This window comes from Pseudomonas sp. P42 (assembly GCF_017973755.1).
Taxonomy (GTDB): domain Bacteria; phylum Pseudomonadota; class Gammaproteobacteria; order Pseudomonadales; family Pseudomonadaceae; genus Aquipseudomonas; species Aquipseudomonas iridis.
The window spans coordinates 228,556-249,057 of record NZ_JACOPU010000004.1 but is presented as its reverse complement, the minus strand read 5'-3'; the positions used below and the strand labels follow the sequence as shown (position 1 = coordinate 249,057).

19 protein-coding genes are annotated in these 20,502 nt (G+C 59.4%); 4 read left to right on the top strand and 15 right to left on the bottom strand.

The genetic code is table 11. The annotated features are described in order from the left end of the window. Positions 1–5: 5 nt before the first annotated feature. Positions 6–629, bottom strand: a complete 624-nt coding sequence (locus H8B20_RS14275; RefSeq protein ID WP_210623575.1) for a glutathione S-transferase family protein — start codon at positions 627–629, stop codon at positions 6–8. 161 nt (positions 630–790) lie between these two features. Next, positions 791–1,609: an alpha/beta fold hydrolase gene (locus H8B20_RS14270; RefSeq protein ID WP_210623573.1), complete on the bottom strand. Its 819-nt coding sequence runs from the start codon at positions 1,607–1,609 to the stop codon at positions 791–793. A gap of 184 nt (positions 1,610–1,793) precedes the next feature. Between H8B20_RS14270 and H8B20_RS14265 the strand changes: the two genes are divergently transcribed. Continuing rightward, entirely contained in the window at positions 1,794–2,243 is a 450-nt protein-coding gene (locus H8B20_RS14265; RefSeq protein WP_210623571.1) for a winged helix-turn-helix transcriptional regulator, read from the top strand. Positions 2,244–2,339: 96 nt separating this feature from the next. On the opposite strand, the gene H8B20_RS14260 is transcribed toward H8B20_RS14265, so the two are convergent. Both H8B20_RS14260 and H8B20_RS14255 read right to left on the bottom strand, forming a co-directional pair. Further along, positions 2,340–3,383, bottom strand: a complete 1,044-nt coding sequence (locus tag H8B20_RS14260; protein WP_210623569.1) for an LLM class flavin-dependent oxidoreductase — start codon at positions 3,381–3,383, stop codon at positions 2,340–2,342. Between the two features lie 157 nt (positions 3,384–3,540). Beyond that, on the bottom strand, positions 3,541–4,026 hold the full coding sequence (locus H8B20_RS14255; RefSeq protein WP_042559540.1) for a flavin reductase family protein: 486 nt from the start codon (positions 4,024–4,026) through the stop codon (positions 3,541–3,543). Between the two features lie 405 nt (positions 4,027–4,431). Here H8B20_RS14255 and H8B20_RS14250 point away from each other — a divergent pair, with 405 nt between their 5' ends. Continuing rightward, complete coding sequence (locus H8B20_RS14250) at positions 4,432–5,532, top strand: polyamine ABC transporter substrate-binding protein (protein WP_210623567.1); 1,101 nt, start codon at positions 4,432–4,434, stop codon at positions 5,530–5,532. 108 nt (positions 5,533–5,640) lie between these two features. On the opposite strand, the gene H8B20_RS14245 is transcribed toward H8B20_RS14250, so the two are convergent. Both H8B20_RS14245 and H8B20_RS14240 read right to left on the bottom strand, forming a co-directional pair. Continuing rightward, entirely contained in the window at positions 5,641–6,621 is a 981-nt protein-coding gene (locus H8B20_RS14245) for a TerC family protein (RefSeq protein WP_210623565.1), read from the bottom strand. A gap of 136 nt (positions 6,622–6,757) precedes the next feature. Then, complete coding sequence (locus tag H8B20_RS14240) at positions 6,758–7,546, bottom strand: AraC family transcriptional regulator (protein ID WP_210623563.1); 789 nt, start codon at positions 7,544–7,546, stop codon at positions 6,758–6,760. Between the two features lie 84 nt (positions 7,547–7,630). On the opposite strand from H8B20_RS14240, the gene H8B20_RS14235 reads away from it, so the two are divergent. Continuing rightward, the gene (locus tag H8B20_RS14235) at positions 7,631–8,629 is read left to right on the top strand and encodes a bile acid:sodium symporter family protein (protein WP_210623562.1); all 999 of its coding nucleotides are present in this window, start codon (positions 7,631–7,633) and stop codon (positions 8,627–8,629) included. A gap of 96 nt (positions 8,630–8,725) precedes the next feature. On the opposite strand, the gene H8B20_RS14230 is transcribed toward H8B20_RS14235, so the two are convergent. Beyond that, complete coding sequence (locus H8B20_RS14230) at positions 8,726–9,331, bottom strand: LuxR C-terminal-related transcriptional regulator (RefSeq protein ID WP_210623561.1); 606 nt, start codon at positions 9,329–9,331, stop codon at positions 8,726–8,728. A gap of 114 nt (positions 9,332–9,445) precedes the next feature. On the opposite strand from H8B20_RS14230, the gene H8B20_RS14225 reads away from it, so the two are divergent. Further along, positions 9,446–11,071 (top strand): ATP-binding response regulator, encoded by a 1,626-nt coding sequence (locus H8B20_RS14225; protein ID WP_210623559.1) that lies wholly within the window; start codon positions 9,446–9,448, stop codon positions 11,069–11,071. A gap of 1 nt (position 11,072) precedes the next feature. Here the strand turns inward: H8B20_RS14225 and yecR are convergent, their stop codons facing one another. The 8 genes from yecR to psrA all read right to left on the bottom strand — a co-directional run bounded on the left by yecR (position 11,073) and on the right by psrA (position 20,371). Beyond that, a complete protein-coding gene (yecR, locus tag H8B20_RS14220) occupies positions 11,073–11,396 on the bottom strand; it encodes a YecR family lipoprotein (RefSeq protein WP_200616617.1) in 324 nt (107 codons plus the stop codon). A gap of 510 nt (positions 11,397–11,906) precedes the next feature. Further along, complete coding sequence (locus tag H8B20_RS14215; protein WP_047301695.1) at positions 11,907–13,079, bottom strand: cystathionine gamma-synthase; 1,173 nt, start codon at positions 13,077–13,079, stop codon at positions 11,907–11,909. Next, the gene (locus H8B20_RS14210) at positions 13,076–14,452 is read right to left on the bottom strand and encodes a pyridoxal-phosphate dependent enzyme (protein ID WP_115147322.1); all 1,377 of its coding nucleotides are present in this window, start codon (positions 14,450–14,452) and stop codon (positions 13,076–13,078) included. The genes H8B20_RS14215 and H8B20_RS14210 overlap by 4 nt, the downstream gene beginning before the upstream one ends. A gap of 416 nt (positions 14,453–14,868) precedes the next feature. Further along, positions 14,869–15,804, bottom strand: a complete 936-nt coding sequence (locus H8B20_RS14205) for a Ppx/GppA family phosphatase (protein WP_042559529.1) — start codon at positions 15,802–15,804, stop codon at positions 14,869–14,871. A 268-nt stretch (positions 15,805–16,072) separates the two neighbouring features. After that, positions 16,073–16,900: a phosphonoacetaldehyde hydrolase gene (gene phnX, locus H8B20_RS14200; protein WP_210623557.1), complete on the bottom strand. Its 828-nt coding sequence runs from the start codon at positions 16,898–16,900 to the stop codon at positions 16,073–16,075. Positions 16,901–16,974: 74 nt separating this feature from the next. After that, on the bottom strand, positions 16,975–17,844 hold the full coding sequence (locus tag H8B20_RS14195) for a LysR substrate-binding domain-containing protein (RefSeq protein ID WP_210623556.1): 870 nt from the start codon (positions 17,842–17,844) through the stop codon (positions 16,975–16,977). Between the two features lie 10 nt (positions 17,845–17,854). Beyond that, positions 17,855–19,150, bottom strand: coding sequence for an MFS transporter (locus H8B20_RS14190; RefSeq protein ID WP_210623554.1), 1,296 nt, complete (start codon positions 19,148–19,150; stop codon positions 17,855–17,857). 129 nt (positions 19,151–19,279) lie between these two features. Continuing rightward, the gene (psrA, locus tag H8B20_RS14185) at positions 19,280–20,371 is read right to left on the bottom strand and encodes an iron-containing alcohol dehydrogenase PsrA (RefSeq protein WP_210623552.1); all 1,092 of its coding nucleotides are present in this window, start codon (positions 20,369–20,371) and stop codon (positions 19,280–19,282) included. Positions 20,372–20,502: the final 131 nt, after the last annotated feature.

Here is a 20,502-nt window from a genome sequence, read left to right as displayed (position 1 = left end):
CTTGATCACGGCGTGCCGTTGCGACCGTAAAGCAGATAACCGGGACGTTGGCTCAAGCGCTCGTAGTAGGCATTGACCGCGGGCAGGTGCGGATGAGCGAGCGGCGTCTCCAACCAGCGATTGACTGACAAGCCAATCGGGATATCGGCCAGGGAAAACTGCTCGCCGCTGACGTAAGCGCCGGTTTTCTCCAGCTGCCGGTCGAGGATTTCCATGTTGCGCGACCAGTCCCGGCATCCAGCGGCCAATGCCTCCGGGTCTTGGTAGTCCGGTGATTTGCGCACCAGCGACATGAGCGGATACGACCACGAGCGGTTCAGCTCCGAAGGCTGCCAGTCCAGCCACTGATCGATCCGCGCCCGCTCGCGCGCATCAGCCGGGTAAAGGTGCGAGCCGTCATACCGCGCCACCAGATAACGAATGATCGAATTGGATTCCCACAGGGTGAAATCATCGTCCTGAATCACCGGCACCATGGCGCAGGGGTTGAGCGCCAGGAACTCCGGGGAGTCGGTGGATCGCAAGCCCGAGCCCCAATCTTCACGCTCGAACGGGATCTGCAGTTCGGCGCAGGTCCACAGCACTTTGCGCACATTGATTGATGAAGCCTTGCCCAGAATTCGCAGCATCGGGTTTCCCTCCTTGGTGGTCGTCGGTCGTGACAAATACCATAGTGCAATGCACAAGGCCCACATGACTTGATGCTGTTTCACTCGAGAATGACGCTTGAATTGTGGCGAGGGAGTCTGCTCCCTCGCCACAGGTTAGTGTCAGGTTTGATTGACCAGGGTTATCGGCTGAGAAACGCCAACAAATCTTCATTCAGCGCCTGCGCATGCGTCACCGCAAAACCATGTGGTGCACCGGCATAAACCTTGAGTTCAGCCCCTTTGATCTGCGCGGCAGCCTGTTTGCCGGTGGTTTCGAACGGCACGATCTGGTCGCCGTCGCCATGAATCACCAGCGTCGGCACATCGATCTTCGCCATGTCCGGACGGAAGTCGGTTTCCGAGAAGGCAGTCACGCAGTCCACGGTGCCTTTGAGCGATGCCAGCAGCGCGACGTTCAGGGTTTGCGTCAGCACGCCATCGGAGACGGTCTGCCCCTGATTGGTGCCGTAGAACGGCGCGGCAAAGTCAGCGATGAACTGCGCACGATCTTTCAGCAGACCGGCCTTGATGCCATCGAACACCGACGTATCTACGCCCTGCGGGAAGTCGGCTTTCTTGCCGAACAGCGGCGTCACTGCACCCAGTAAAACCAACCCGGCAACGCGCTGGCTGCCGTGCCGGGCGATGTAGCGGCTGACATCGCCGCCGCCCATGGAGAAACCCACGAGCGTCACTTCACGCAGGTCCAGATGATTGATCAGTTGCGCGATGTCATCGGCAAAGGTGTCGTAGTCGTAACCGGTCCACGGTTGATCGGAACGGCCGAAACCCCGGCGGTCGAAAGCGATGGTGCGATAGCCACGACTGCTCAGGTATTCCATCTGGTATTCCCACATGTCGGCATCCAGCGGCCAGCCGTGGCTGAACAGCACGGGCTTACCGCTGCCCCAGTCCTTGTAATAGATTTCGGTGCCGTCTTGCGTGGTGAGCGTGCTCATGGAAACTCCTTGCGTCAGGGTTCTTCGAAGGGCGTGCATGGATTGCCGAAAAGGCAGCCTTCACTATCCCCGCAATCGCAACCGGTCACTTGTATGCAGGTGCTGGGTTGGATCTCGGCATCAGGGTTGTATGATGCAACCCTGAGCCACAAGGCCGATCACTGGTTTGAGGGAGTACGTTGACGTGAAGCGCAAAAGCCTGCAGGGCAATGCCTGCCCGGTTGCCCGGACACTGGACCTGATCGGTGACTGGTGGTCGTTGCTGATCATCCGCGATGCGCTGGAGGGCATACGCCGGTTCAGCGATTTTCAAAAGAACCTGGATATCGCCAAAAACATGCTCAGCGCCCGCCTCAAGGCGTTGGTGGAGCAGGGCATCCTGCAAACAGTGCCGGCAGCCGATGGTGGCGCCTATAAGGAATATGTGCTGACCGAACGCGGCAAGGCCTTGCAGACCGTGATTGTCGCGCTGTCGCAATGGGGCGGCGAGTTTATGTACGCGCCGGGTGAGGCGGGATCAGTGATGGTCGATGCGAAGAATCGGCAGCCGATCCGCAAGATTGAACTGAAGGCAGCGGACGGTCGCGTGTTGGCGGCGAACGAGGTGGCGACCCGATTCGGCGTCGAGCACTGAAAAACCGTCTTTAACAGCGTCCTAGACGGAGTAGAAGGGGAGCGTTCATCCTGATGAATGATCCCCCGTTTTCAGCTACGGAGTGCGCAACGGTTTTCACCGAAACGCCGGCACCACATGCTCGATAAACAACGCCAACGACTTCTTCTTCTCCTCATGCGGCAAGCTGTTATCACACCAGAAACTGAACTCATCCACCCCCAGCTCCTGGTAGTACTTGATCCGCGGAATAATCTCCTCCGGCGTACCAATCATCGCGGTCTTGTGCAGACTCTCCAGCTCAAACTCCGGACGTCCGGCAAATTTCTCTTCCGGACTCGGCGCAAGAAAGCCCATCACCGGCGTTTCCTTGTTGCCAAACCACGCATCAAACGTGCGGTAGAACCGCGAGATCGCCTTAGCGCCGACTTTCCATCCATCCGGATCATCAACGGTGTGCACGTGGGTATGGCGCAGGACCATCAATTGCGGGCGCGGTACATCTGGGTTGTTGTCCAGAGCAGTCTGGAATTTGTTCTTCAGGTCGAGGACTTCTTCGTCGCCTTTCATCAATGGCGTGACCATCACGTTGCAGCCGTTGGCGACGGCGAAGTTGTGGGAGTCCGGGTCGCGGGCGGCGATCCACATCGGCGGGTTTGGCTGCTGAATCGGTTTCGGCACGCTGGTGGAGGTGGGGAATTTCCAGATGTCGCCGTCGTGGGCGTAGTCGCCTTGCCAGAGGGCGCGGACCACCGGAACCATTTCTCGCAGGGCCTGGCCGCCGCTTGATGCGGGCATGCCGCCGGCCATGCGATCGAATTCGACTTGATAGGCACCACGGGCGAGACCGACTTCCATGCGGCCGTTGCTGATGACGTCGAGCAACGCGCATTCGCCGGCGACCCGCAGCGGGTGCCAGAACGGCGCGATGATGGTGCCGGCGCCGAGGTGGATGGTGGTGGTTTTCGCCGCGAGGTAGGCGAGCAGCGGCATCGGGCTCGGCGAGATGGTGTATTCCATGGCGTGGTGCTCGCCGATCCACACGGTGCTGAAACCACCGGCCTCGGCCATCAGGGTCAGTTCGGTGAGGTCTTCGAACAGTTGGCGGTGGCTGACGCTTTCGTCCCAGCGTTCCATGTGTACGAACAGGGAAAATTTCATGACGCTTCCTCGGATTTTTTGTTGTTGTGGCCGCAAAACTGCGGGAGCGAGCCTGCTCGCGATGGCGTCGTGTCAGTCGCTATCTGCTTGCCTGTAACGCCGCTTTCGCGAGCAGGCTCGCTCCCACATTTGATCTGCATGAGTCTGGAGGTTTTGATCAAGCCAGGACGGGCAGGGCGCCCATTTTGCCGTGGCAGTACACCAGCGGCCCGGCGCACTGTTCGGGCACGATCAGGTTCTTCACCGCACCGACCATGATCGCGTGGTCGCCACCTTCGTATTCGCGCCACAACTCGCACTCGATCACCGCTGTCGCGTTGGCCAGAATCGGATTGCCCAGCTCGCTCAATGTCCACTCGATGCCCTGTGCCTTGTCCTTGCCTTTACGGGCGAAGGCGTAGGCCTCGCTTTGCTGACCACCGGACAGAACATGGATCGCGAAGCGTTTGTTCTTGATCAGTACCGGGTAGGAGTCGGAGCTGTAGTTGGGGCAGAACAGCACCAGCGCCGGGTCCATCGACAGCGAACTGAAGGCGCTGGCGGTCAGACCGACGATCTGGCCGTCGTCATCAAGGGTGGTGATGACGGTAACGCCGGACGGGAACGAGCCCATGACTTGTTTGTAGATGGCGGCATCGATCATTGGGCAGTCCTCGGGTGTTGTGATGCGATTATTATGTATTTGTTGGTCTGATGGTATACCAGTATTTGTTCTTTGCAAGGGCTTTTAAGCGGAGCCGATAAGCGTGGCTTTTGCGTCGAAAAGCCGATGTCCAACGGGGTTTGAATAGTCGCGAAGTGGGTGAATCGAGTACGAACAATGCCCAGCCATTCACCGGCTACTTTTGTTTGCGCATAACAGTGGTCATTCAAATTGGCCATATCGATCCCCTTTTGGCCCATCGCCCACTGTGATCCATCTACGCGGTCAGCAAGAATCAAAGCCACAACGAAACGCCAGACCTTTTTACCCTTGGCTATCTTTAGCCACTGCCGTGTACAGAACATAAAAACCATCGAACTCACGTCGCATTTTGGGAAAACAACCATGGTCACGATGAAACGTATTCTGGGTGCCACCGTCTGTGGACTGACGCTGCTGGCCAGCGCGGTCCAGGCCGAGCAGCGCGAACTGCGGGTGTATAACTGGGCGGATTACATCCTGCCGGCGGTGCCCAAGGATTTCGCAGCGCAAAGCGGCATCAAAGTGACCTGGGACACCTTCGACACTAACGAATCCCTGGAAGCCAAACTGCTGACCGGTAACTCCGGTTACGACCTCGTGGTGCCGTCGAACCAGTTTCTCGAGACCCAGATCAAGGCTGGTGTGTTTCAGAAACTCGACAAGTCGAAGTTGCCCAACTGGAAGCACCAGGATCCGGAGTTGTTGAAGCTGCTGGGCAAGAACGATCCCGGCAACCAGTACGGCGTTCCCTACATGGTCGGTACGGTGCTGATCGGCTTCAACCCGGCCAAGGTCAAGGCGGCGCTGGGCGAGAATGCGCCGGTGGACAGCTGGGATCTGGTGTTCAAGCCCGAGAACATGGAAAAGCTGAAATCCTGCGGTGTGGCGATGCTTGATTCGCCGACGGAAATTCTGCCGCTGGCCTTGCATTATCTGGGCCTCGACCCGAACAGCCAAAACCCCGCCGACTACGAAAAAGCCAAAGAGCTCATGCTCAAGGTTCGCCCCTACGTAACTTACTTCCACTCCGCCAAATACATGACCGACATCGCCAACGGCGACATCTGCGTAGCCATCGGTTACTCCGGCAGCTTCTATCAGTTCGGCAATCGCGCGAAAGAGTCGGGCAATGGTGTCGTGGTCGACTGGCGCTTGCCGAAGGAAGGCGCGCCGATCTGGTTCGATACGTTCGCGATTCCGAAGAGCGCGAAGAACGTCGCCGAGGCTCATGAGTTTCTCAACAACCTGCTTGACCCGAAGGTCATCGCGCCGATCAGTGATTTCCTCGGTTACCCGAATGCGAACAAGGATTCGATGGTGTTGATCAACAAGGACATCACTGGCAACCCGAACCTGACGCCGACCCCCGAGGCGCTGAAAACCCTTTACGTCGTTCAGCCGTTACCGCAAAAAGTCGAGCGTGTACGCACCCGGGTCTGGACCAGCATCAAATCCGGTAATTGACAGTACACAATCCTGTGGGAGCGAGCCTGCTCGCGAATGCGGTGGATCAGCCAACATAATCGTTGGATGACACGACGCCTTCGCGAGCAGGCTCGCTCCCACGGGGTTTCAGGGTGACTGGTTTTCCGGCGCTTTGCCCTTCGTCGTGATCAGGCTCAGCAGCACCGACCCGAAAATCACCCCACCCACTACCGCCAACGACCATTCCACCGGCATGTGGAACCACGGCATCAATGTCATCTTGCCGCCGATAAACACCAGCACGATCGCCAAACCGTACTTGAGCAGGTGGAAGCGGTCGGCCATGTCCGCCAGCAGAAAGTACAGCGCCCGCAGGCCCATGATCGCGAAGATGTTCGAGGTGAAGACGATGAACGGGTCAGTGGTGACGGCGAAGATCGCCGGGATGCTGTCGACCGCGAACATCAAGTCGCTGGCCTCGATCAGTACCAGCACCAGAAACATCGGCGTGGCCCAGCGCACGCCGTTTTGCAGGACAAAAAACCGTTCGCCATGAAAGCCGCTGGTAATCCGCATATGCCCGCGCACCCAGCGCAATAAAGGGTTTTTCTCCAGATCCGGTTGCTGATCGGCAAAGATCAGCATCTTGATACCGGTGATGATCAGGAACACCCCGAACACGTACAGCAGCCACTCGAACTGCGATACCAGCCACACCCCGGCAAAAATCATCACCGCGCGCATCACGATCGCCCCGAGTACGCCGTACAGCAGCACCCGACGCTGCAACTCCGGCGGCACGGCGAAGTAGGTGAAGATCATCACGAAGATGAACATGTTGTCGATCGACAGCGACTGCTCGATCAGATAACCGGTGAGGAATTCCAGGGTTTTCTGTCGGGCGATTTCGCCGCCGAATTCGCCGTTCAGATACCACCACAGCAGCCCGGCGAAGCTCAGCGCCAGCAAGCACCAGGCAATGACCCAAGCCAAGGCTTCCCGCACTGAAACCCGATGTGCCTTGCGCCCGCCGAACACAAAAAGGTCCAGGGCCAACATCGCAAGTACGAAGACGATGAAGGCGCCCCACATCCACGGTTCGCCGATATTGATGTTCGTTTCTGGCATGTCACGCTCCCTTTTTCTGGTTGTATCAGGGTCAGACGAGGCCATGCTAGCGACGTGTTTGGGCGAAAGAAAAATCGTTTATTTCTGGTTTAGAGTTCGGTTTTAACGAAGTGTTGATCCCGTGGATGATCGCGGATCAGCGAAAAAACTCCCCCGGCGTCTCCCCAAACTGCTGGCGGAACGCTGCAATAAACGCTGACGTCGAGTCGTAGCCGCAGGCCAACGCGACGTCGGTGACGCGTTCGCCTTTTCCCAGTGGCGTCAGCGCTCCGAGCAAGCGCAAGCGTTGGCGCCAGGCGCGGAAGGTCAGGCCGGTGTCGCGCAGGAACAGGCGCGTGAGGGTTTTTTCGGTGACACCGAACTTCTCGCTCCAATGGCTTAGCGTGGTCTGCTGTTCGGGATGTTGCTCCAGGCTCTGGTAGATCTGCCGTAAACGCGCGTCTTGCGGTAGCGGCAACATCAGGTCGATTTGTGGCGCTTCGGCGAGTTGATCGAGGATCACCTGGGCCAGCCGTCCGTGTGGGCCGGATTGATCGTATTCGACGGGAACCTGGCTGAATGCGCGGATCAGTTCACGCAGCAAGTCGCTGACACCGAGCACATGACAGTGCTCAACAGCCCAACCGGCAACGCTGCAATCGATATACAGACTGCGCATTTCGGTGTGTGGCGAACTGAATACCCGATGCGGCACGCCGGCCGGAATCCATACAGCACGCTCAGGCGGCGCAACGAAGCGTCCGGCACTGGTCTGGACCTCAAGCACCCCTTGAATGGCGTACGACAATTGCACCCACGGATGGCTGTGGCGGCGGGTCAGTGCGCGATTAGGCAGGGATTCAGTGCGTCCGTACAGCGGACGCGGCAGGCTGGGCAGCCCGGGAATGCTGCGCCGAATACTTTTGATATGTCCTTTAGGCGGCATCTGCAGGCTCTTCGGCGTTAGTCGGTAATTGCCGCTCACGTTAGAGTCGTCGGCACGCACTGGCAACCCCCGGATGAACACACCATGACGCGCCCAAGATTCCTGCCCGACAACTTCACCCTGACGCTGATCGGCGTCGTGCTACTGGCGAGTTTTCTACCTGTTAGCGGTCAGGTCGCTGTCGGTTTCGGCTGGCTGACCAACATCGCCATCGCGCTGCTGTTTTTCCTCCACGGCGCCAAACTCTCCCGTGAATCGATCATCGCCGGTGCGGGTCACTGGCGCCTGCATTTGTTGGTGTTCGGTCTGACCTTCGTGGTGTTCCCGCTGCTGGGGTTTGCCTTGAAACCGCTGCTGTCGCCGCTGATCGGCGACACGTTGTACATGGGCATGCTTTACCTGTGCGCGTTACCCGCAACGGTGCAATCGGCGATTGCCTTCACCTCGCTGGCGCGAGGCAACATTCCTGCGGCGATTTGCAGTGCGGCGGCATCCAGCCTGTTCGGGATTTTCCTCACGCCTTTGCTGGTGACGCTGCTGCTCGACGTTCATGGCGACGGCGGTTCGACCCTCGATGCGATTCTGAAAATCAGCATGCAGTTGCTACTGCCATTCATCGTGGGTCAGATTGCCCGTCGCTGGATCGGCGCGTGGATAGGGCGCAACAAGGACTGGCTGAAGTTTGTCGATCAGGGTTCGATTCTGCTGGTGGTTTACGGCGCGTTCAGCGAGGCAGTCAACGAAGGCATCTGGCATCAGATCCCGCTGATCGAGTTGCTTGGGCTGGTAGTGGTCTGCTGCATTTTGCTGGCACTGGTGCTAGTGGCGGCGACGTTGCTGGGCAAGGCCTTCGGTTTCAGTCAGGAAGACCGCATCACCATTCTGTTCTGCGGCTCAAAAAAGAGCCTGGCCACCGGCGTGCCGATGGCTCAGGTATTGTTTGCCGGCAGCACCATTGGCGTGCTGATCCTGCCGCTGATGCTGTTCCATCAGATTCAATTGATGGTGTGCGCGGTGTTGGCGCAGCGCTATGCGAAACGGCCGGAGTCGGTGCCGGAGTTGATGGCGCAGGTCGATCCATAACCCCACACCGTCACCTGTAGGCGCTACCGAAGGCTGCGATCTTTTGATGTTGGTTTTTAAAGACAAGCTCAAAAAATCGCAGCGTGGCGGCAGCGCCTATAGAGTTCCTGCATATTTCACCGCAGCGGCCGCCCGTGAGGGCACGTTGAGCGTGCGTAGTAAAGAAGACACATGAATGCGCACCGTGAACGGTGAAATATCCAGTTCGCGAGCGATTTCCTTGTTGGTCTTGCCCTGGGCGATCAAGCGCAGGACGTCTTGCTGACGGGGTGTGAGCGGGGTGCCGGTCTCCAGCGGCAACAGCCCTGACGGCGCAAACTTCACCAGCACCTCGCCTTCACGAATCGCCAGAATCGCCTGACCGATTTCGGCCGGGGCAATGTTCTTGCCGATAAAGCCGTCAATGCCGACGGCCATGACGTCATTGATCAACGCTTCATCATCGACCATCGACACCACAATCAGCGTGCTGCGCGGCAAGCGCTGGCGCAGTTCGGCGAGCTGGCTGACGCCGGTCAGTCCGGGAAAGCGCAGATCCAGTATCAGTGTGTCCGGCTCTTCACCCAGTGCCAGCAGCGCCCGCACCGCGTCCATATCGCCGGCTTCGTCGATGATGGCTTCGGGCAGCAGTCGCTGAACCGTGCGCAGCATCGCCTCACGAAACAGCGGATGATCGTCGGCTATGATAATTCGGCATGTCATGGCATGTCCCTCCCTGGGTCAGGCATTGCTCAAGGCTTGCACCTTAGCACCGGGCGCGATCGTTGCCTGTAGGCTGCTTCCGAATCTGACGATTGCTGCACAAGGACGTTTACCATGAAGTTCGAGAAAAATACCGAACTCGACCAGGCCAATCTGCGCATCATCATTGCCAGTATTGCCGTGGTTTACATGCTCATATTGGGTTTTTTGCCGGGCGAGCGCTTCGATACGTATCTACCGGTGATCACCTACATCATCGTGTTTCTGCTGGCCTCGATCGGGTTACGCCAGGCAATTGTGCGCTGGCCGGGGCATTACCCTACACGGCGGATTTTCGCCATGGTCCACGATTACACCGGCACCTGCTTTGGTCTGGTGGTGGGAGGCGAGGCGGCGTTGCCGCTGTATGCGGTCATCATTTGGGTCAACCTCGGCAACGGCATGCGTTATGGCTCGCGCTATCTGGCGATTGCCACGGCCCTGGCGTTGCTGGCGCTGCTGTGTGTCTATCGCCTGACCCCGGTGTGGCAGGCGCAACCGTTCATGGTGTTGATGCTGATGATCACCAGCACGGTGATCCCGTTTTACGCCCATCTGTTGCTGGAGCGCACGCGCAAGGCGTCGGAAGAAGCGGTCGCGGCCAATCTGGAGAAGTCGCGATTCCTCGCTCAGGCCAGCCATGACCTGCGCCAGCCGATTCACTCCATCGGGCTGTTTACCGCGTGTCTGCGCGAGTCGCGGCTGGGTGACGAGGAGCGTCGGCTGGTGGACAACATCGACCGTTCGCTGCTCAACGTGTCGCAGCTGTTTCGGTCCATTCTCGATCTGTACACCCTTGATAACGGACGGGTGTTGCCGAAGCTGCAAACCATCAACTTGCACGAATGGCTGACTGAACTGATTCACCAGAACGCCGAAGCTGCGCGCTGGGCTGGCGTGGACCTGCGCTTGCGCCCCTGTAAATACTGGGTGCGCACCGATCCGGTATTGCTGGCGACCATGGTGCAGAACGTGCTTTCCAATTGCTTCAAATATGGCGCGCATCGGCCGGTCCTGATCGGCGTGCGTCGGCGCGGGGCAGGGCTGGCCATCGTGATTTATGACCGCGGCAATGGTATCGCCGAGGAGCATTTGCCAAAGGTGTTCGAGGAGTTCTATCGGGTGCGGCAAGTGCGCGACAAAGACGTCGAAGGCGTGGGGTTGGGGCTGTCGATCGTCAAGCGACTGGGCCAGTTGATGGGTGTCGAGGTCGTGTTGCGTTCGCGACCCGGTCGCGGCACTGCTGTCACATTGTGCGGTTTGCCAATGGCGGTTGCCGCGCCGTTACCGATCAACCGCGATGAAGCGCGCCAGGTCGGCCTGTTGACCGGATTGAAAGTGTGTCTGGTGGAGGACGATCGCAACGTGCTGCTGGCAACGTCAGCATTGCTGGAGCGCTGGGGCTGTGAAGTACAGGCCGAACTGACGGGGCGGGATGTGATCAGCGATTGCGACATCATTGTTGCCGATTACGATCTCGGAACCCATGCCTCGGGTATTGAGTGCATCGACGATATTCGACGTCAGCGCGGCTGGGCGGTGCCGGCGATGATCATCACCGGGCATGACATCGAAAAAATACAGGCGGCCCTGCAAGACCGCCAAATTGCCATCCTGTCCAAACCCGTGCGCCCGGCCGAGCTGCGCGCGACCTTGCGGGCACTGCGCGACCGGCAACCGGAGTCGCTCGAGCAGGCTTGACTCAGCGCTTGCAGAGATAATCCTGAGTGATAGTGGTTTGCAGGCAGTTGTATTGACCCATGGTGCGGCAGATATTTTTCTCCGAGCCGGTGACCTCGGCGTTTTTGTAGCCCCAGGTCTTGCAGCGTTGCGAGGCGACAGTCAGACCCTGTTCGGCGCTGGTCTGGCCGCTTTCGAACTGGCCCAGTTCATAGGAGACCTGGACGACGCCATCGTTTTTGCTGCCGCCGGTGGCTTCCCATTGTTTCGGGGTGGCGCAGCCGCTGAGGACAAGTGTGGCAACGGCAACAACGCCGAACTTGCTGAGGTGTGCATGCAGTTTCATGGTGTTTCTTCCTTGGTGTTGTTCTGATTTCCACGCGCAATGATCCTGCACACCGCCAAGTGGCAGTATTGAGAAGCATCGGGGGGTGCGAGGAATATAGCGCCGGGGGGCGGAGCGGTCGATTAGCACAAATGTGCTAGTGCGCAGCGGGGATATACAGGGGTTAGGCGTTTCCCTTCCTGCACGTTCTGCGCAAAGCTCAAATCAGTCTAAAAATCCTGCGCCGCCTCCGTAAGCCTTTGCTAGTCTCAAAGATGTAGGTGAAGACGCAGACTGATGCGCAAACGGATAGCAAGGGGACGTGGGGCGCGTTCCGAAGGGTGCACGGTTAGAAAGATCTCCGCGCTGAGATCCAGCCCTTATGCCGTGTGAAGCAGCCGAGGCACTACCTTTTTCAATTTGGCCCGGTACTGTGAGAAGCCTGATAAACCTTGTAAGCCAGAGACCAGCACTGGCCGCCTACTCGAACACCAAAGCCCGCTTCGTGCGGGCTTTGTCGTTCTTGCAGCGCTAGATTTTCGTCAGGGCATACGCCAGATCGGCGCGCAGGTCTTCGACGTCTTCGACGCCCACCGACAGGCGCACCAAGCCATCGCCAATCCCCAGTTTCGCGCGGGTTTCGGGTGGAATGGTGGCGTGCGTCATGATCGCCGGGTGCTCGATCAGGCTTTCAACGCCGCCGAGACTTTCCGCGAGGGCGAAGATTTTCACGTTCTCCAGAAAGCGCCGTGCGCCGGCCAGATCACTGTTCAGGTCCACGGAAATCATCCCGCCGAAACCGCGCATCTGCCGTTTGGCCAATTCATGCTGCGGGTGCGATTCAAGGCCGGGGTAGTAGACGCGTTTGACCTGCGGTTGCTGTTCCAGCCACTGCGCCAGATCCTGCGCGTTGCTGCAATGACGCTCCATGCGCAGCGCCAGGGTTTTCACCCCACGCAAGGTAAGAAACGCATCGAACGGCCCGGATATCGCACCCACCGCGTTTTGCAAAAAGCCCAGACGCTCGGCCAGTTCGGCGTTCTGCCCGACCACGGCGATTCCGCCGATCACGTCGGAGTGACCGTTCAGATATTTGGTGGTCGAGTGGAGCACGATGTCGAAACCCAGCTCCAGCGGGCGCTGGATGTAGGGGCTGGCAAAGGTGTTGTCGGCCACGCTGATGATCCCGCGTGCGCGGCAGATGCGGGCGATGGCGGCCAGGTCCGACAGGCTCAGCAGCGGATTGGTCGGTGTCTCGACCATGACCATGCGCGTGTCGTCCTGTAACGACGCTTCGAATGCCGACAGGTCGGTCAGGTCGACGTAGCTGAAGCGGTGCCCGGCGCTGCGTTGGCGCACCTTGTCGAACAAGCGAAAGGTGCCGCCGTACAAGTCGTTGCCGGAAATCACGTGAGAGCCGGCGTCGATCAACTCGAGAACGGTGGAAATCGTCGCCAGGCCGGAGGCGAACGCAAACCCGCGGGTGCCCCCCTCCAGATCCGCCACGCAGCGCTCAAGGGCAAAACGCGTCGGGTTGTGCGAGCGCCCGTAGTCGAAACCCTTGTGCACGCCGGGGCTGTCTTGCAGATAAGTGGAGTTGGCGTAAATCGGCGGCATCAACGCGCCGGTGGTCGGGTCGGGCTCTTGCCCGGCATGGATTACCCGGGTCGCGAAACCTTGGGAATTGTTGTCCTGCTGACTCATGCGAGGGATCTCCGTAATTGGTTGAGCATGTCGACGCGGGTGATCAGGCCATGGAAGCCCGATGCGTCGGCGATGATGGCGACGAGGCCACGGCTGAGCACCGATTCCAGCTCAGCGAGGGGGGCGTCGGGCGCGAGGGTTTGCAGTTTGTCGGTCATCACGCTGGAGACCGATTGGCTGAAGCGTGCGGCGTCCTCATGCACACCCAGCAAAATGTCCGATTCGTCGATCACCCCGACCAGTTGTTTGCCTTCCACCAGCACGGGCAACTGCGAGACATCCGCCAGGCGCATGCGCTGGAAGGCGGTCAGCAGCGTGTCATCGGGGCCGACGCTGATGACCCGACCGTCTTCAAAACGTCGGGCGATCAAGTCCCGCAGGTCGCCATAGCCTTTGCGCTGCAACAGACCCTGATCGGTCATCCACTGGTCGTTGTAGACCTTCGACAAATAGCGCGTGCCGGTGTCGCAGACGAAACTCACCACGCGTTTGGGCTCGGTCTGTTCGCGGCAATAACGCAACGCGGCAGCGAGCAGGGTGCCGGTCGATGACCCACCGAGAATGCCCTCGGCACGCAGCAACTGACGGGCATGGTCGAAGCTTTCTTCATCGCTGATCGAATAGGCGTGGCGTACGCTGGAGAGGTCGGTGATCGACGGAATAAAGTCCTCGCCAATGCCTTCAACCGCCCATGAACCGGGGGTTGGCAGCGAGCCGTCGCGGCTGTATTGCGCCATCACCGAGCCAACCGGGTCGGCCAGAACCATTTCCAGATCCGGTTGCACCCGTTTGAAAAAACGGGTCAGCCCGGTCAGGGTGCCGGCCGAGCCGACGCCGACCACAATTGCATCCAGATCATGTTCGGTTTGCGCCCAGATTTCCGGCGCGGTACTGCATTCATGGGCCAGTGGGTTGGCCGGGTTGTTGAACTGATCGGCAAAAAATGCGCCCGGGATGTCTTTCGCCAACCGCGCGGCGACGTCCTGGTAATACTCGGGATGACCCTTGCCGACGTCGGAGCGGGTGATGTGCACCTCGGCGCCCATGGCCTTCAAGTGCAGGACTTTTTCCGTGGACATTTTGTCCGGGACCACCAGCACCACGCGATAACCTTTGGCGCGCCCGACCAGTGCCAGGCCCAGGCCAGTATTGCCCGCAGTCGCCTCGACGATGGTGCCACCGGGGGTGAGGCGACCGTCACGTTCGGCGGCGTCGATCATCGCCAGACCGATTCGGTCCTTGATCGAGCCGCCAGGGTTTTGGGATTCGAGTTTGAGAAAGAGTGTGCACGGGCCGGTATCGAAGCGGGTCACTTGCACCAGCGGCGTATTTCCTATCAGCCCGAGTACGGCAGGGCGGGATTCCTTTGACATTCTTCACCTCTTGTTGGTGATTGATCGCGTTCCATTCGCGGGGAAAAGCTCGCCTGCAACATAGGCCGTGAAGGGATCTCCCGCAACCATTCGGTGGGCTGAAAAGTTCAACGATTTTGATCTAACTATAGAACTGAATTTGCCGGAGGGGTCGGGCGTTATGAGGGAGGAGGGTTATGCGGATTTGAACGCTGGACAGAAAAAACTGTAGGCGTGAGGGGATACAAAAAGGCCCGGACACCACCGCTGATCCCTGTGGGAGTTGGCTGCCAGCGATGGCGGTGGGTCAGTTTGCATCAATGCCACATGTGCGCAACATATCGCTGGCAAGCCAGCTCCCACAGGGATCAGCGGTGTTCACACATTTTCAACCCACGCAGATCCCGCTGAAGGAATGCAGGCAAATTGTCGCAAGGTCAGTGCTTGCTCATCAATCCGTGCAGCACACCCAGGCGCAATCCCGGTTCAGATGGCACCATCTGTGAGATGCCGAACGCCTTGAACGCGGCGAGCATCAGCACCAGGCCGCCGGGCAGGATGCTTTGGCGGTGTGGTTGCAGGCCCTGGAGCCTGAGCTGCCGGACGTTAGTCACCTCCAGCAGAAGCAGCGACAGGCGCAACAGCCCCGCGTAGGTGATGCCGTCCTCGCCGAAGTCGTTCAATCGGTTGGCCTTGAGCACTTTGGCGAGCATCCGTGCGGTGCCCGAGGAGCCGATGGTCTGCTGCCAACCCTGAGCCCGGTAGCGTCGAGCGACTGTTTCAAACTGGAGGATGGCGACGCGTTCGGCTTCTTGCAGCGCACCGGGGGAGATCTCGCCGCCGCGAAAGAATCGGGCACTCAATGTTCCGCTGCCGATGGCAATGCTTTCGGTGAGCAGCGGTTGTGAGCCCTGGCCGAGGATCAATTCGGTAGAACCGCCACCGATGTCGACCACCAGGCGCATGTCTTCGACGCCCGGTAACGCGTGGGCCACGCCTGCGTACACCAATCGCGCTTCTTCATGCCCTGAGATGACGTCGATGCGAAAGCCCAGATGCCGCTCCGCACTGGCCAGAAACAGCTGTGCGTTATCGGCCTCACGCACTGCACTGGTTGCCACTGCCCGCACGCGGCCCGGCTCGAATCCGCGCAGTTTCTTGCCGAATCGCGCCAATGCCTGCCAGCCTCGATCAAGGGCGAGGGTGTCAAGCGCACCACCGTCGAGCCCCTCGGCCAGACGCACCGGTTCGCGCAAGGTTTTCACTTCCTGAATCATCAGGCCTTTGCGACTGCGAACCGACTGGCCGATCATCAAGCGAAACGCATTCGAACCCAGGTCGATGGCGGCAAACAGCGAGGCGTCGTCTTTCATGGCAGTCCTTGCAAAGCATCCGTCGCGAGGCTCAAGACGGTTTGCGAGGATTCTGCCGTTATCTTGATGACATCCTGATGACGGGTCAGGGGCCGTTCAGTGAATTGTTGTTTGTCATGACACTGTCATTATTCGATACCCATACTGAGCTCAACACATCGCGTGTTCTTAAAGTTTTTGCTGCCATTTCTGGCAGCTTTTTTTTGCCCGAAATTCAACAGATACAACCCTGTAGGGGCTGCCTGCTGCAGCTCCTACGGGGATTGGTTTAGCAGCCTTGAGGGGTTTCGCCTCGGGCCAGCCGCGCGTTGATGTCGTCGATCACCTCGGGTAATTGTGCAATGGTGTCGATCAGGTAATGCGGGCGCGAAGGGGCAAACATCGTGCTGATGCGCGCGCGCTCCTCGGCGAGTCTGTCCGATGGCAGCGCCTTGTATTGCTCGTAGGTCAGGCCCAGCGCGTTACCGGAGCAGGTCAGCGCCACCGTCCACATCCCCGCACTGCGACCCTCGAGAATTCCCGGCCAGGTGTCGTCAACCTTCACGCACGCAGCCACGTCATTGATGCCCAGCGCTATCACGTTAGCCAGTGCCTGTGCCGGATAAGGGCGACCATTGGGCACTTCATCGGTAGCGACGACGTGGTCAGCGACATAACCGTTTTTCCGTGCCAGCTCGATGACCCTGGCCATGACCACCGCCGGATAACCTGAGCATGAGCCGATCTTCAAACCCTTGTCACGCAACGCCGCAATGGCTTCAAGCGCGCCGGGGATCAACGCAGAGTGGAGGGCGATTTTCTCGATCTGCAGCGGCATGAAGCGCTCGTAGATCGCCGTCACGTCGTCATCGCTCGGCAAGCGACCAAACGCGGCGCGGTAGCGTTCGCCAATCTGATCAAGGTTGCACAAAGTGCGGATATGGTCCCATTTGCCCATGCCCATCGGGCCACGAGCCTCTTCCAGCGACACGGCGACACCGAATTCGGCGAAGGCTTCGACGAAAATCTGCGTCGGCGCGAACGAGCCGAAATCAACAACGGTGCCGGCCCAGTCGAGGATCGCGGCTTGCACGTAAGTAGGTTGCTTGTACTGCATGATCAATCTCCGTTTTCAGGTGAGCGTGTGCCGTCCCTCGATATAGAGGTAGGCCGGTTGGAATAAGTGTTGAATCAGAGCATCGGTGAATTCGAGTCGAACAGCTCCGCGATCACCGGTCGGTTCCTGCGGATGCCGAGGCAGCACAAGTGGTATTCGATGAAGAACGGATGGTCGACAAAGGTGATCGGCTTGGTGCCCGGGGTGTGCGCATACTCGACGGCGGACACCAGGCCGATGCCGATGCCTTTGGCGATCGCATGGACGATCGCCTCGCGGCTGTTCAACTGCATTACGCAATCGAGTCTGACGTTAAGCCGCGTGCAGCTCTCTTCCACCAGTTGCCGGGTGCGTGAACTCTGCTCGCGCAGCACCCATTTCTCATGGCTGATCTGGCTGACGTGAACCTGCTCCTGGCTGGCCCAGGGATGGTCGTCACGCACCACGGCAATGATCGGATAGCGGTGATACAGCCGCGTGTGGAAGCGCTGATCGAATTCCGACAGCGCCAGAATCGCCACATCGATATCAAAATTGAACAGTCGCGCCAGGGTTTCCTTTTCCGAGGAGAACGAGGTCTCCAGTTCGATATCAGGGTGGCGCTGCATCAGTTCGTAAGTCAGGTTCATCGCGATCGGCGGCGACACGGCGCCGAGGCGCAGCATGCCGGATTTGCGTTGCTTGAAGCTCTGCAGCAGTTGCACCGCCTCATCCTCCTGACCAAATAGGCCCTGGGTAATTGCGTACAGCTTGTGCCCGGCCGCGCTCATCTCGATGTAGCGCCCGCGACGATGGAACAGTTCCACCGAGAAGGTTTTCTCCAGCGCGTTGACCTGCTCGCTGACGGTCGGCTGACCGATGCACAGAAACTCGGCGGCGAGGGTGAAACTGCCGGTCTTGGCCACGGCATGAAATGAACGCAACCACTTGTGGTACTGGTACATGCAGGCCCCGTCAGCGTCGGATGAACATTGCCACCGCCGCGCTGCAAAGGCAGGCGCTGGTGACCACGATGAAGATAAGAGACGTATTTGCCGTGGAGTCAAGCAAACGGCCGATCAGCGGTTCGGCCAGTCCGGCGAACAGATAGGACGAGAAGTTCATCACCCCGGTCGCCGTGCCCGCACGCTTGGCGCCGACCAGGTCAGGACACAGTGCCCAGAAACTCGACGCCGGGCCGTAGACGAAGAAGCCGCAAAGGAACAACGCCACCAGACCGACCAGACTGTGCGGCGGCAGGCTCCACATCCACAGACTGGTCGCAGCGCCGAGGACCATATAAAGCATGATCGCCAGATAGCGCCTGGAGCCGAACAGCTTGTCCGACACCCAGCCGTTGCTCAGGGCGCCGACCGCCATGCCGACGGGGAGGGCGACGGTGATCCACTTCGGATCGACCATGCTGTCGCCGCTTTTCCAGTTGGCGCCGAGAAAGTGCACCGGCACCCAGACGATCAATCCGTAGCGCGCGGCGTTCTGGAAACCCAATGCCAGCGCGGCGATCAGCAAGCGTGGATTCTTCAGTACAGCCTTGTAGCGCTGCGCCGAGGACTCGACCTCGCCGTGGGCCGCTTCCTGATGTTTGTCGTCGGTGTTGGCGACGCCAGTATCAGTCAGCGGCTCGAAGCCGAGATCCTGAGGCCGTTCGCGAGCGACCAGATAGAAAATGATCCCGCCGGCCAGCATCAACAACACCGGCAAACGGAAGATCCAGCGCCATTCCAGTTGCAACACTTCCAGAATGACGATGGAGGTGACGTACGACAGAATCGACGCGCAACCCGCGGCGAAGGTGTAGAAGCCATAAACCTTGCCGCGCTCGCCGGCCGCCCACCAATTGGAAAGCAGACGGCTTCCCGGCGCCCAGCCGAGCGCCTGAAAGTAACCGTTAACGCCCCACGGCAGGATCAGGCTGGTGAGTCCACCGGCAAAACTGGTCACCCAATTCGCCCCGCACGACAGCACTGCGCCGAGTGTCATGATGCGCCGACCACCGAATTTGTCGGCGAGGTTGCCGTTGATTGCCTGGCCGATGGCATAGGCCCAGAGCATCGCGGCGGATGCCCAGCCGAGGGTTTCCTTGGTCAAGCCGAATTCGGCCTGGATACCCGGGATAGCGAAACCGAAGGTTTGTCGACCGGTGTAGAAAAACAGGTAGCAGAACATCGCCGCCAGCAACATGCGCCATTGGGCGACCCGGAACGAGGCAGAACGTACGGCGAGACCAGGCAGGGCTTGGGCACGATTCATGATCTTTTCCTTATTGTTGTGGGTTCCCGCCGAATGTCGGCAGCGGGTGCACTCTTTTTTGGTGCGACAGGAAATCACCGCAGCTTTTGGCTGCTGGCTGTGCTTGGGTTATTTAGCAATTGCGACGCGTCAGGCGGCCTGTGAACCGATGAAGTTCTTGCCGCGCGCGCCCTGCATCGCGAGATGGATGATGTCTTCGGCGTCCTTGGCCGAGACGCCATAATCGGCGAACTCGGTCTTCACGCCGAGGCTGTGCAGGAACTCGCGCAACTGCTGTTGGGCTTTGGCCAGGTCTTCGCCGAAGATGCGTTGCAAGGTGCGGTCGCGGGTAGCGTCATGGCCCCAGGCCAAACCCAGCACCAGCGGCAGAGTGAAGGAGCAGGCGATGCCGTGGGGCAGGCCGTGGCGCAGGGTCATTTCGTAGGAGATTGAGTGCGCCAGCGCGGTTTTGGTGTTGGAAAACGCCAGGCCAGCCTTGAGCGCCGCCAGCGCCATGCGCGTGCGCAGCTCCTGGCTGGACAAGTCCTTATGCAGGCGCGGCAGGCATTCGAGAATGTCTTCAATGGCCGAGATTGCGAAGGTGTCGGACACCGGGTTGGCGTTGACATTCCAGATTGATTCCAGCGCATGCGACAGTGCGTCGAGCCCGGTGGAAACGGTGACGCCGGCCGGCACGGTGAGCATCAGTTGCGGGTCGATGATTGCCACGCGCGGCCAGGTGCATTCCAGGTGCAACGAATATTTTTTCTGGCTGGCGCTGTCCCAAATCGTCGCCCACGGCGTGACTTCACTGCCAGTGCCGGCCGTGGTTGGCGCGGCGATCAACTGTTTGCAGCGCGGCGGGGTGAATGGTTTGCCGGTCGCCAGCAGCGTTAGTAATTCATCAAAACGCCCCGAGGCGGTACCGACAATCAACGCCTTGGCCGTGTCGATCGCACTGCCGCCGCCAACCGCCAGCACTACGTCGCACGTGTCGGCACGCTGCCAAAAATCTTCGTAAGTGCTGCGCAGGTGCGCGACATCCGGGTTGGGCTGCACGTCTTCGAAGACGTAGACCAGACGATCACCGAGTAACTCTTGCAGACGATCGACCAGCCCCAGTCCACGCGCTTCGGGGAAGGTGACGAGGGCGACGGTCTGTTGTTCGGTGAGGGCGTCAAGTTCTTGCAGGCTGCCCCAGCCGAAACGGGTATCAACTGGGTTCTGGAAGCGGGCAGTCATGGTGAATCCTTCTTGTTGTTGTCGGTAGTGGCGCCATACTCAGCGCCCGTCGGCAACGGCTCAAATCGATAATTCGCAGGTTTGAATCGGCTGAGGCGATAACAGCGTCCGCAACCGTTCATGGTTGCCAG